This window comes from Ornithinimicrobium tianjinense, from assembly GCF_014636495.1.
Taxonomy (GTDB): domain Bacteria; phylum Actinomycetota; class Actinomycetes; order Actinomycetales; family Dermatophilaceae; genus Ornithinicoccus; species Ornithinicoccus tianjinensis.
The window spans coordinates 35,994-47,826 of record NZ_BMEM01000004.1 but is presented as its reverse complement, the minus strand read 5'-3'; the positions used below and the strand labels follow the sequence as shown (position 1 = coordinate 47,826).

At 70.2% G+C, this 11,833-nt stretch carries 13 protein-coding genes and 1 tRNA gene; 10 read left to right on the top strand and 4 right to left on the bottom strand.

The annotated features are described in order from the left end of the window. Positions 1 to 38: 38 nt before the first annotated feature. The gene (locus tag IEV65_RS11810; RefSeq protein ID WP_188431049.1) at positions 39 to 671 is read right to left on the bottom strand and encodes a hypothetical protein; all 633 of its coding nucleotides are present in this window, start codon (positions 669 to 671) and stop codon (positions 39 to 41) included. A gap of 12 nt (positions 672 to 683) precedes the next feature. Here IEV65_RS11810 and argG point away from each other — a divergent pair, with 12 nt between their 5' ends. After that, positions 684 to 2,135, top strand: coding sequence for an argininosuccinate synthase (gene argG, locus IEV65_RS11805; protein WP_188431047.1), 1,452 nt, complete (start codon positions 684 to 686; stop codon positions 2,133 to 2,135). 95 nt (positions 2,136 to 2,230) lie between these two features. Here argG and IEV65_RS11800 read toward each other — a convergent pair whose 3' ends face one another. Continuing rightward, on the bottom strand, positions 2,231 to 3,463 hold the full coding sequence (locus IEV65_RS11800; protein ID WP_188431045.1) for a pyridoxal phosphate-dependent aminotransferase: 1,233 nt from the start codon (positions 3,461 to 3,463) through the stop codon (positions 2,231 to 2,233). A 100-nt stretch (positions 3,464 to 3,563) separates the two neighbouring features. Here IEV65_RS11800 and IEV65_RS11795 point away from each other — a divergent pair. From IEV65_RS11795 to IEV65_RS11770, 6 genes are all read left to right on the top strand, one after another. Next, positions 3,564 to 3,636: transfer RNA gene (locus tag IEV65_RS11795), tRNA-Trp, on the top strand. A gap of 64 nt (positions 3,637 to 3,700) precedes the next feature. After that, on the top strand, positions 3,701 to 3,946 hold the full coding sequence (gene secE, locus IEV65_RS11790; RefSeq protein WP_371870169.1) for a preprotein translocase subunit SecE: 246 nt from the start codon (positions 3,701 to 3,703) through the stop codon (positions 3,944 to 3,946). A 63-nt stretch (positions 3,947 to 4,009) separates the two neighbouring features. Next, a complete protein-coding gene (gene nusG, locus IEV65_RS11785; RefSeq protein WP_188431041.1) occupies positions 4,010 to 4,822 on the top strand; it encodes a transcription termination/antitermination protein NusG in 813 nt (270 codons plus the stop codon). Between the two features lie 78 nt (positions 4,823 to 4,900). Beyond that, positions 4,901 to 5,329: a 50S ribosomal protein L11 gene (gene rplK, locus IEV65_RS11780; RefSeq protein WP_188431039.1), complete on the top strand. Its 429-nt coding sequence runs from the start codon at positions 4,901 to 4,903 to the stop codon at positions 5,327 to 5,329. 106 nt (positions 5,330 to 5,435) lie between these two features. Next, positions 5,436 to 6,149 (top strand): 50S ribosomal protein L1, encoded by a 714-nt coding sequence (gene rplA, locus IEV65_RS11775; RefSeq protein WP_188431037.1) that lies wholly within the window; start codon positions 5,436 to 5,438, stop codon positions 6,147 to 6,149. A gap of 217 nt (positions 6,150 to 6,366) precedes the next feature. After that, entirely contained in the window at positions 6,367 to 7,353 is a 987-nt protein-coding gene (locus tag IEV65_RS11770; RefSeq protein WP_188431035.1) for a DUF559 domain-containing protein, read from the top strand. 111 nt (positions 7,354 to 7,464) lie between these two features. Here the strand turns inward: IEV65_RS11770 and IEV65_RS11765 are convergent, their stop codons facing one another. Continuing rightward, entirely contained in the window at positions 7,465 to 8,538 is a 1,074-nt protein-coding gene (locus IEV65_RS11765; RefSeq protein ID WP_188431033.1) for a P1 family peptidase, read from the bottom strand. Between the two features lie 283 nt (positions 8,539 to 8,821). On the opposite strand from IEV65_RS11765, the gene IEV65_RS11760 reads away from it, so the two are divergent. After that, complete coding sequence (locus tag IEV65_RS11760; RefSeq protein WP_188431031.1) at positions 8,822 to 9,760, top strand: DUF817 domain-containing protein; 939 nt, start codon at positions 8,822 to 8,824, stop codon at positions 9,758 to 9,760. On the opposite strand, the gene IEV65_RS11755 is transcribed toward IEV65_RS11760, so the two are convergent. Next, the gene (locus IEV65_RS11755; protein WP_188431029.1) at positions 9,705 to 10,430 is read right to left on the bottom strand and encodes an esterase family protein; all 726 of its coding nucleotides are present in this window, start codon (positions 10,428 to 10,430) and stop codon (positions 9,705 to 9,707) included. The two genes, IEV65_RS11760 and IEV65_RS11755, sit on opposite strands and share 56 nt — an antisense overlap. 317 nt (positions 10,431 to 10,747) lie before the next feature. Between IEV65_RS11755 and rplJ the strand changes: the two genes are divergently transcribed. Then, entirely contained in the window at positions 10,748 to 11,359 is a 612-nt protein-coding gene (rplJ, locus tag IEV65_RS11750; RefSeq protein ID WP_188431027.1) for a 50S ribosomal protein L10, read from the top strand. Positions 11,360 to 11,434: 75 nt separating this feature from the next. Further along, positions 11,435 to 11,830, top strand: coding sequence for a 50S ribosomal protein L7/L12 (gene rplL, locus IEV65_RS11745; RefSeq protein WP_188431025.1), 396 nt, complete (start codon positions 11,435 to 11,437; stop codon positions 11,828 to 11,830). Positions 11,831 to 11,833 lie beyond the last annotated feature (3 nt).

The window sequence follows — 11,833 nt, the reverse complement described above, 5'->3', positions numbered from 1 at the left end:
ACCGGACCCGCGCCGCAAGGTGCTGTGGCGCGGCGGTTCTACTCCCCGCCGGGACACGCCTGCAACGCCCCGACGTCCACGAGGCCACCCGGCACCGGATATGGGCTCCACAGCGTGACCTCCTGGTCGAGGCCGGCCCTACGGTACTGCTCGACGAAGGTCGCGAGGCTGGGCGGGTCGGGGGTGGTGTAGCCCTCGCCCTCCAGGCAGTCCCGCACTTCGAGCAGGTTCTGGTAGATCTCCTCGACCTCGTTGTCGCTGGGCGGTGCAGGCGTCGGCTCCCCGCCGTTCTCCTCGGCGCACGACCCGTAGGCGCTCTCCGCAGCGGCTTCCTGGCCGGGAGGAGACGCGAACTCTACCCCCCCCCGGCTCCCGTCGTCGATCACCTCCGCCGGAAAGCCGTGTCCGGTCATGCAGTCCGCGACCCGCCCGAAGAATTCCCTGGCCGAGGCCTGCTCTGCCTGCCGGTCCATCGGGGCCGTCGAACTGTTCTGGGCGGGGGAGCAAGCGGCAACGGGAAGCACCAACAGCAGGGCGAGCGCGCCAAGCGAGCGCAGAAGATCGGCTAGGAAGCGTTCGAGGAGTCGACTCGCCTTTGGTTCAAGGCCCTCCACAGTAGCCGACCACTGTGCGCTGACCAGCAGATTGCATAAATATGCGAACCGCCGCATACACTGGCTCCCATGTCCAAGGTCTTGACGAGCATCCCTGTCGGTGAACGCGTCGGGATCGCCTTCTCCGGCGGTCTCGACACCTCGGTGGCGGTCGCGTGGATGCGAGAGAAGGGCGCCGTGCCCTGCACCTACACGGCCCACATCGGTCAGTACGACGAGCCCGACATCGACGGTGTCCCGGGCCGTGCGCAGCAGTACGGTGCTGAGATCGCCCGCCTGGTCGACTGCCGCCCCGCGCTCGTCGAGGAGGGCCTGGTCGCGCTGGCCTGCGGCGCCTTCCACATCCGCTCCGGCGGCCGGACCTACTTCAACACCACGCCCCTGGGCCGCGCCGTCACCGGCACCATGCTCATCCAGGCGATGAAGGAGGACGACGTCCACATCTGGGGGGACGGGTCCACCTACAAGGGCAACGACATCGAGCGCTTCTACCGTTACGGCCTGCTCGCCAACCCCCAGCTGCGGATCTACAAGCCCTGGCTCGACGAGGCCTTCGTCGAGGAGCTCGGCGGCCGCGACGAGATGAGCCAGTGGCTCAGCGAGCGCGACCTGCCCTACCGCGCCAGCAAGGAGAAGGCCTACTCCACCGACGCCAACATCTGGGGCGCCACCCACGAGGCGAAGCGCCTCGAGCACCTGGACACCGGCATCGAGATCGTCGAGCCGATCATGGGTGTGCGGTTCTGGGACCCGGACGTGCAGATCGAGACCGAGGACGTCGTCGTCACCTTCCAGGCCGGTCGGCCCGTCGCCATCAACGGCGACGACTTCGGCGGGGACGCCGTCGCGCTGGTGATGAAGGCCAACGAGATCGGTGGCCGCCACGGCCTGGGCATGGCCGACCAGATCGAGAACCGCATCATCGAGGCCAAGTCCCGCGGGATCTACGAAGCCCCCGGTATGGCGCTGCTCCACATCGTCTACGAGCGCCTGGTCAACGCCGTGCACAACGAGGACACGATCACGGCATACCACCAGCAGGGGCGGGCCCTCGGCCGGCTCATGTACGAGGGCCGCTGGCTGGACCCGCAGGCGCTGATGATCCGCGAGTCGCTGCAGCGCTGGGTCGGCTCGGCCGTCTCCGGCTCGGTGACCGTCCGGCTGCGCCGCGGCGAGGACTACTCGATCGTGGACACCTCGGGGGAGAACTTCTCCTACCACCCGGACAAGCTGTCGATGGAGCGCGTCGCCAACGCGGCGTTCGGCCCGACCGACCGGATCGGTCAGCTGACCATGCGCAACCTCGACATCGCCGACTCCCGCTCGCGCCTCGAGCAGTACGTCGCGATGGGCCTGCTCGGCAACGGCGGCGACGGCATGGCGGCCCTCGGGATGGCCTCCACCAAGCTCGTCGGCCACCTCGAGGCGGGCGGTGCGGAGACCATCGTCGGCGGCGTCGGCCCCACCGAGGAGGACGAGGAGGCGCTCGACCGCGCGGCGATGGAGTTCGGCACCGACTGACCGCTGCCGCCACGGACCACCGGGCGCACGATCTGTCTCAGGGGGCAGATCGTGCGCCCGGTGTCATGTGGTCCAGGCAGGTCGCGGCGGGTGGCTCAGCGGGCCTCGCCCAGCAGGGCCTGGATGCGGCCCACGCCCTCCTTGAGGTCCTCGTCGCCCAGCGCGTAGCTCAGCCGCAGGTAACCGCTCGGCCCGAACGCCTCGCCGGGGACCACGGCCACCTCGACCTCGTCGAGGATGAGCGCCGCGAGCTCGGCGGAGGTCTGCGGCCGCCTGCCCCTGATCTCCTTGCCGAGGACCCCCTCGACCGACGGGTAGGCGTAGAACGCGCCCTGGGGCACCGGGCAGTGGACGCCCTCGATGGCGTTGAGCATCTCGACCATGAGCCGGCGCCGGCGGTCGAAGGCCACCTTCATCTCCTCGACCGCGTCGAGCGAGCCCTCGAGGGCGGCGATCGCGGCGCGCTGGGAGACGTTGGCGACGTTGGAGGTCGCGTGGCTCTGCAGGTTGGTGGCGGCCTTGATGACGTCCTTGGGGCCGATCATCCAGCCGACGCGCCAGCCGGTCATCGCGTAGGTCTTGGCGACGCCGTTGAGCACCACGCACGTGTCGGCCAGCTCGGGCACGACGACCGGCATCGACGGGGCCTGGGCGCCGTCGTAGAGCAGGTGCTCGTAGATCTCGTCGGTCACCACCCAGATGCCGTGCTCCAGCGCCCAGCGCCCGATCGCCTCGACCTGCTCGGGGGAGTACACCGCCCCGGTCGGGTTGGAGGGGGAGCAGAAGAGCAGCACCTTGGTCTTGTCGGTGCGGGCCGCCTCGAGCTGCTCCACGGTGACCAGGTATGCCGCGTCCGCGCCCGCGAACACCTCGACCGGCTCACCGCCGGCGAGCCGGATCGCCTCGGGGTAGGTGGTCCAGTAGGGGGTGGGCAGGATGACCTCGTCGCCCGGGTCGAGCAGCGCGGCAAAGGTGTTGTAGACGGCCTGCTTGCCGCCGTTGGTGATGAGCACGTTGGCGGGCTCCACGGCATACCCGGAGTCGCGCCGGGTCTTGGCGACGATGGCGGCCTTGAGGTCGGGCAGCCCGCCGGCGGGGGAGTAGCGGTGGTTCACCGGGTCGGCGGCCGCCGCGACGGCCGCCTCGACGATGTAGTCCGGCGTGGGGAAGTCCGGCTCGCCGGCGCCGAAGCCGATCACCGGTCGACCCTGGGCCTTGAGGGCCTTGGCCTTGGCGTCCACGGCCAGCGTCGCCGACTCGGCGATGGCGCCGATCCGGCGGGAGATGCGGGAGACTGGGGTCTGGGTCTGCTCGGTCACGCGGACCATCTTTGCACCTGGCTATCCGCTCACGTAGACTGCCTGTTCGGGTGTTCGCCCCGTGCGTCAGCCTGCCCCCAACGCAGGTCGACGCCAGAGCACCCGGTGAAGGGCATTAGCTCAATTGGTAGAGCACCGGTCTCCAAAACCGGCGGTTGGGGGTTCGAGTCCCTCATGCCCTGCGCGAACGACCACGGCCGACCCGGCCCGGTCGGGACCATCGATCTGCACGACGGAAGGCGACCTGTGGCGAACCAGGCCCACGACATCGAGGGTGTCGCGCGCAGCCAGGGCGGCGCCGGTCAGCCGGCCCGCCCCGCGACCTTCCTCGCGCAGGTCATGGCCGAGCTGCGCAAGGTTGTCCAGCCGACGCGGCGTGAGCTGATCACCTACACGATCGTGGTGCTCGTCTTCGTCGCGGCCGTGATGGCCTTCGTCTTCGGCCTGGACCAGTTGTTCCAGTGGCTCATGGGGCTGGTCTTCGGGCGCTGAGCCCAGACCGGCCGAGCTCACCGGCAGCGCACCCCCGCGCCGCCAGAACCGAGGAAGTAGGGCATGTCCGAGCAGACCCCGCAGAACGACCTCCCCGTCGAGGACGAGCTCTTCGTCGACCCCGCGAGCGAGGAGACGGCCGACGAGGTCGACAGCGCTGAGGTCGCCGACGAGGTCGAGGACGTCGAGGCCGACGAGACCACCGAGGACGTCGACGCCGACGCCACCGTCGAGGACGCTGCCGACGAGGACGCCGAGGTCGACCCGCTCGAGGAGTTCAAGGCCAACCTGCGCGGCAAGTTCGGCGACTGGTTCGTCATCCACTCCTACGCCGGCTACGAGAACCGCGTCAAGCACAACCTCGAGACCCGCATCACCAGCCTCAACATGGAGGACTACATCTACGAGGTGGAGGTCCCCATGGAGGAGGTGCGCGAGATCAAGAACGGCCAGCCCAAGCTGGTCCGTCGCGTCCGGATGCCCGGCTACGTCCTGGTCCGCATGGACCTCACCGACGCCTCCTGGGGCGCCGTCCGCCACACCCCGGGCGTGACCGGCTTCGTCGGTAACGCGCACCAGCCGGTGCCGCTGTCGATCGACGAGGTCGTCTCCATGCTCGCCCCGCGCTTCGAGGCCCCCGCCGCCGCCCCGGCCGCCAAGGGCGCCGCGGCCGCCGCGTCGGGTGGCACCGCTCCCGCCGTCGAGGTCGACTTCGAGGTCGGCGAGTCCGTCACCGTCATGGAGGGTCCGTTCGAGACCCTGCCCGCCACGATCTCCGAGGTCATCCCCGAGAGCCACAAGCTCAAGGTGCTGGTCTCGATCTTCGGCCGCGAGACCCCGGTCGAGCTGTCGTTCAACCAGGTCGCCAAGATCTGATCCCCCCGCGCCGACCGGCGCGGGTCATGCAACCGGGTCATCGCCCACGGCGTCGGCCCACAACACGAAAGAGGCACCATGCCCCCCAAGAAGAAGGTCTCCGGCTTCATCAAGCTGCAGATCCAGGCCGGTGCGGCCACCCCGGCACCCCCCGTCGGTCCCGCCCTCGGTCAGCACGGCGTCAACATCATGGAGTTCGTCAAGGCGTACAACGCCGCGACGGAGTCCCAGCGCGGCAACGTCATCCCGGTCGAGATCACGGTCTACGAGGACCGCTCGTTCACCTTCGTCACCAAGACGCCGCCGGCCGCCGAGCTGATCAAGAAGGCCGCGGGCGTCCCGAAGGGTTCCGCCGAGCCGCACAAGACCAAGGTCGCCAAGCTCACCGACGCGCAGCTCACCGAGATCGCCGAGATGAAGATGCAGGACCTCAACGCCAACGACCTCGACATGGCCAAGCGCATCATCGCGGGCACCGCCCGCTCGATGGGCATCACCACCGAGTGATTTCCCGGGGTATGCCGTCCCGCACCGGGACGGCATACCTCACCTCCGTGGCAGGGCCCGCTTCGGCCCGTACCACACCTCCACCACCATTCACAGGAGCAGCACCATGAAGCGCAGCAAGGCATACCAGGCCGCCGCCGAGAAGATCGAGGACGGCAAGCTCTACACCCCCGTCGAGGCTGTCCGCCTCGCCAAGGAGACCTCGACCACGAAGTACGACGCGACCATCGAGGTCGCGCTCCGTCTCGGTGTCGACCCCCGCAAGGCCGACCAGCTCGTCCGCGGCACCGTCAACCTGCCGAACGGCACCGGTAAGACGGCCCGCGTGCTGGTCATCGCCAACGGTGACAAGGCCGAGGCCGCCCGTGAGGCCGGCGCGGACTTCGTCGGCTCGGACGACATGATCGAGAAGATCGCCGGCGGCTGGACCGACTTCGACGCCGTCGTCGCCACCCCGGACCTGATGGGCAAGGTCGGTCGTCTCGGCAAGGTCCTCGGTCCCCGCGGCCTCATGCCGAACCCGAAGACCGGCACCGTCACGATGGACACCGCCAAGGCCGTCTCCGACATCAAGGGCGGCAAGATCGAGTTCCGCGTGGACAAGCACAGCAACCTCCACTTCATCATCGGCAAGACCTCCTTCGAGGAGAAGGCGCTCGTCGAGAACTACGGCGCGGCGATGGACGAGATCCTGCGTCTGAAGCCGTCCGCCTCCAAGGGTCGCTACATCACCAAGGCGACCGTCGCCACCACGATGGGCCCCGGCATCCCGGTCGACCCCTCGCGCGTGAGCAGCCTGGTGGCCGACGCCGCCGAGTGACACCGAGCAGCACAGCGGCTGAACCGCTGAGCTGCTGAGCTGCGAAGGCCCCCGACGTCCACGTCGGGGGCCTTCGTCATGCCGGCTGCCGGGGTCATACCGGCCGCCTTCGTCATACCCCCCACCTCAAAGCGCACACTTCCGTCAAGGATTCGTTGGTCAGTTCCAACGAATTCTTGCTGGAAGTGTGCGCCATGAATTCAGAGGTGAGGAGCCTGTGGACAGCCGCGGTCGTGGGCTGGCCGCGGCGGCCATGCTGGGCGGCATGGACATCATCGAGGCGCTGCTCAAGGCCAGCGACGGCGTGGTCACGGCGGCAGAGCTGCGGTGCGGGGGCCTGGACACCTTCGGGATCCGGTCGGCGGTCGAGGGTGGCCGGCTCGCGAAGATCCGCCGCGGAACGTTCGTCGACGGTGCGCGCTGGGCGGGCCTGGCCGCGTGGGAGCGTCACGACCTGCGCGCCCGCGCCGTGCTGCACGCCCTGGACCCGGACGGCCAGGGTCCGTATGCACTCAGCCACCACAGCGCTCTGGTCGTCCTGGGCGTCAGCCACTTCGGCACCGACGACGACGTGCACATGGTCCGCACCGACGGGGTGAGGGGGCGGCGGGCCAACGCGCTGGTCGTCCACGAGGCCCTGCCCGAGGACCAGGTGCACACGACGCCCGCTGGTGTCCGCGTCGTCGGTGCCGCCGTGGCGTGCTTGCAGGTGGCCGTGCGGTTCGGGACGATTCCGGGGCTGGTGAGCACTGACTCGGCGCTGCATCTTCAGCAGACGACGCACGACGATCTCGTCGCGGCACGCACGCTCTTCACCGCCCGCCCGGGCCGGCGGGCGCTGCAGGCGACGCTGGACCGTGCCACGGGCGAGCACGAGTCCGCCGGCGAGACGCGCTGCAGCGAGGTGATGCTCGCGCTGGGACTGCTGAGCTTCGAGCGCCAGGTGTGGATCCGCGACCTCTCCGGAGCCGCCCTCGGGAGGGTGGACTTCCTCTTCAGGTCGAGGAGGACGATCGTGGAGTTCGACGGGCTGATGAAGTACACCAGCCCGGAGGTCCTCCGGCAGGAGAAGCTGCGCGAGGACCGGCTGCGCGCCCTGGGCTACGAGGTCGTGCGGCTCACCTGGGCCGACCTCGACGACCCCGGTCGCGTCCACGAGCTGATCACGGCAGCGTTCGCGCGGGCCGACGCCCGCGCCGCCTGACGGCCGAGCCAGGGTCCGCGAGCCGCGCAGCCCCTCCTTCGGTCCTTATGCCGTGGGTCAGGTCCGGTGGTCCGGCCGGGTGCGGGCGGGGCCCATCACGAGCGACGGGTCTCAGAGCACCGGGCAGCGGTGCACCACCGACCCGTCGCAGCCGACCGTCGTCCGCGCCGCGCGCATCGAGGAGAGCACCGCCTCCTCGACCACGTCGGCGACGGCCGCGAACCACGGCCGCAGCCAGTCGCCGTCGCGGCGGTGCTCCGGCCGAGCGGTGGTCCAGGCCAGCACGAACTCCCCGGACCCATGGGCGGTCGGGACCCCCGTGCGAGCCAACCCGTTCTGGGCGCGCCGCGCAAGCCGGCCGAGCTGGCGTGAGTCCAGGGGCGCGTCCGTGGCCAGCAGCACGATGACCGAGCCGTCGACGGGGTCGGCAGCGAGCCCCTGCGCACCTTCGCCATCGCCATTGCCGCCGCCGATGTCCTGCCCGCCGCCCTCGCCGCTGTCCCGCTCGCCGCCCCCGGGGATGTCCCGCCCGCCGCCCTCGCCGCTGTCCCGCTCGCCGCCCACGCCGCCGCCTGGCGGCCGTGCGTCCACCGCGACGCCCCGCACGACCAGGTCCTCCGGTCGCCCCATGTTGGTCAGGACGAGGGCGCCGAGGGTGGCGCGCCATACCCTGTCGTCGACGGGTGCGGAGGCGGTGCCGATGCCACCCTTCCAGCCGAAGGCCACCATCCCGTGGCCCGCACCGACCGCGCCCTCCTCGACCTCGTGGCCGTCCGGCCGAGCCTCTGCGAGCCGCACCGCCTCGAGCACGTGCTCAGGCCTGACCGCGAGCGCCCGCAGGTCGTTGAGCCGCCCGTCGTTGCACTCGAGCACGACCGGGTTGACCGTCGTCGGGCGACCGAGGTCGGGGTGCCGGGCGAGCAGGTGCCGCACGATCCCCTCGTGCGCGGCGCCCACCCCGAGGGTGTTCGTCAGCACGACCGGCGTCTCGATCTCGCCCAGCTCGGCGACCTGGGCCAGCCCCACCGGCTTGCCGTAGCCGTTGACCACGTGCACCGCAGCCGTCACCGGGTCCGCCAGCAGGTCGCGGGAGTGGGGGAGGACGCACGTCACGCCCGTGCGTGCGCCGTCGCCGAGCGTCACGTGCGCGACCCGCACCCCGGGGACGTCCGTCAGACCAGCCATGTCCCGATCCTGCCAGCAGCCCCGCCACCGGACAGCCCCGCCACCGGCCGGCCCCGTCACACGCCAGCAGCCCCGCCACCCGCCAGCCCCGCCGCCGGCCGGCGAGCCATGACACACACTTCCGCCAAGGATTCGTTGGAACTGACCAACGAATGCTTGCCGGAAGTGTGCGCCATGACGTCAGCGCCATCGAGGCACCTCACCTCCCTCCCCCCACCGCACTCCCAGCCTCACCTCGGCAGACCCCCAGCGCACGCTCAGCCCCGCTGCCTAGCGTCGCAGCGTGATCCCGGAGCGCAACCAGCTGACGCCCCTCGAGCACCGGTTGCGCTCCGGGGCACGCCATGGCCTCGGCCGGCGCGAGGGCTGGGCCGTCGAGGGCGCCGTCTTCGTCGTCAAGCAGGGCTGGGCGGCGCTCTTCGGCGGTCTGATGCTGCTGGTCCTGCTCGTGACCCGCCTCTATCCGGACGGTCTGGCCCTCGCCCGCAACGACCTGCTCGTCCTGCTCGCGGCCCTGATCCAAGTCGCCATGCTCGTCTCCCGCCTCGAGACCCCGCGCGAGCTGCGGGTGATCCTGCTCTTCCACCTCGTCGGCACGGTCATGGAGCTCTTCAAGACCGCTGTCGGCTCCTGGGCCTACCCCGACGGAGGCGTCCTGCGGATCGGCGGCGTGCCGCTGTGGAGCGGCTTCATGTATGCCGCGGTCGGCAGCTACATGGTCCGCGTGCACCGTCTCTTCGACCTGCGCTTCTCGGGCTGGCCGCCGCTGTGGCTGACCTCGGTCGTGGCGGTCGGTGCCTACGTCAACTTCTTCACCCACCACTGGCTCCCCGACCTGCGCTGGCCGCTCGTCCTCGCGGTCGCCGTGGTCTGGGGCCGAGCCCAGATGCATGTCAGGGTGCACCGCAGGGTCGTCCGTATGCCGGTGCTCGCCTCGTTCGTCCTCGTCGCCGTGGTCATCTGGCTGGCCGAGAACGTCGCGACCTTCGCCGGTGGGTGGCTCTACCCGAACCAGCAGGTGGCGTGGGACATGGTGCACGCGGGGAAGATCAGCTCGTGGTTCCTGCTCATGACGCTCTCGGTCGTGCTCGTCACGTGGGTCTACCCGCCGCGCGGGCCCGACGCCGAGCCGAGCGTCGACGCCAAGCCGGGCACCGACGCAGACGTCAGCCGACCTGCAGGAACTCGCGGAGGTACTGCGGCAGCATCGCCCACCAGGTAGGCCACTCGTGCTCGTAGGCCGGCCCCCAGTTGTCGACCCGGTTGGGGATGCCGCGCGCGCCGAGCACGTCGGCCATCTTCCAGGACTCCTCGATGTCCTCCCAGGCACCGGTGCCCGAGGCCAGCATGACGAAGCGCTGGCGCAGCAGCTCCAGTCTCGAGCCGTTCATCCCCGGCAGGAAGCGTCGCGGCGTGGCGTAGTAGAGGTCGTCGGTGTAGCCGCCGATGAAGCGCTGGATGTCGAACGTGCCGCTCATCGCGATCGCCAGCCGGAACAGGTGCGGGTAGCGGCTGATCAGGGCGACGGCGTTGAAGGCGCCGATCGAGGAGCCGGCCACGGTCACGAGCTGGTGACCGGAGTCGCTCTGGATCGCCGGCACGACCTCGTGGGCCACGGCCTGCTGGAACTGGTTGAGCAGCCAGCACCGGTAGGCCACGTCGCCGTCGCCGTGCATCATCGCCCGGCCCGCGACGCTGTCGCACGAGTAGAGCCGGATGTGGCCGGCCTCGATCAGGTCCCCGAGCACGCCCACCAGCTTGTGGCGCTCGACCTCCTCCGCGTCACCGCCCGCCGTCGGCAGCGCCAGCACCGGAACGCCGTCGTGGCCCCAGCGGACCAGGGTGATCTCCTGCTGCATACGGTCGGAGTGCCAGCGCTCGACAGACTTCATGGGGCAGTCCTACCTGATGAAAGGGGCTCCCGTCAGCAATCGGGTGCCGTGGCTCACGAGATTTGGGTGGGGGAGGAGGTATGCCGTACCCTTGCGGTATACCCAATGACCGCCGGTCGTCGGCGTGCCCGGAGCGCAAGTTCCGGAGATGCCGACCGAAGGTTCCCGAACGAGGGGCGACCAGCGCAGGAGTGTACGTGCCGACGTGGCCGGACCCTGTCCGTGCCGTGAATTCGAGCCCCGTGCGCCTCTGCGCCGGGGCTCTTGTCGTGAGGGGGCCCGGGGGTAGCCGGCACCACGTGACGAAGGAGGCCCACATGGCAACGCCCCAGAAGGCTGCAGCCATCGCGGACATCGCGGAGAAGTTCCGCGCGTCCGGCGCGGCCGTGCTCACGGAGTACCGCGGTCTGACGGTGAGCCAGCTCACCGCGCTGCGCAGCTCCATGCGCGAGCACGCCACCTACTCCGTGGTGAAGAACACGCTGACCAAGCGTGCTGCTGCCGAGGCCGGCATCGAGGGCCTCGACGAGCACCTTGTGGGCCCCACGGCCATCGCCTTCGTCACCGGTGACCCGGTCGAGGCGGCCAAGGGTCTGCGTGACTTTGCCAAGGCCAACCCGGCCCTGGTCATCAAGGCCGGTGTCCTCGACGGTAAGCCGTTGACGCCGGAGGAGATCACCAAGCTCGCGGACCTGGAGTCCCGCGAGGTCCTGCTGGCCAAGCTCGCCGGCGCCATGAAGGCGAACCTGAGCAAGGCCGTCTACCTCTTCGCCGCCCCGCTGTCGCAGACCGCCCGGGTCGTCGACGCGCTGCGCGCGAAGGTGGAGGAGCAGGGCGACGCCGCTCCCGTCGAGGCTGCTGCCGAGACCCCCGCCGAGGCTCCGGCCGAGGCCACCACCGACGTCGCCGAGGGTGGCGACGAGAGCTGATCGCCCCGGCCGCCAGGCCAGCGACCAGCACCCCATCACAACGCCACTCACGGCACCAACAGAAAGGACGCCATCATGGCGAAGCTGAGCACCGAGGAGCTCCTTGACCAGTTCAAGGAGATGACCCTGATCGAGCTGTCCGAGTTCGTCAAGGCTTTCGAGGAGACCTTCGAGGTCACCGCTGCCGCCCCGGTCGCCGTCGCGGCTGCCGGTGCCCCGGCCGCCGGCGGCGCTGACGCCGGCGCCGCCGCCGAGGAGCAGGACGAGTTCGACGTCATCCTCGAGGCCGCCGGTGACAAGAAGATCCAGGTCATCAAGGAGGTCCGCGCGCTGACCTCCCTCGGCCTGAAGGAGGCCAAGGACCTCGTCGACGGCGCTCCGAAGCCGGTCCTGGAGAAGGTCGACAAGGAGGCCGCGAACAAGGCCAAGGAGCAGCTCGAGGGCGCCGGCGCGACCGTCACCCTCAAGTGAGCC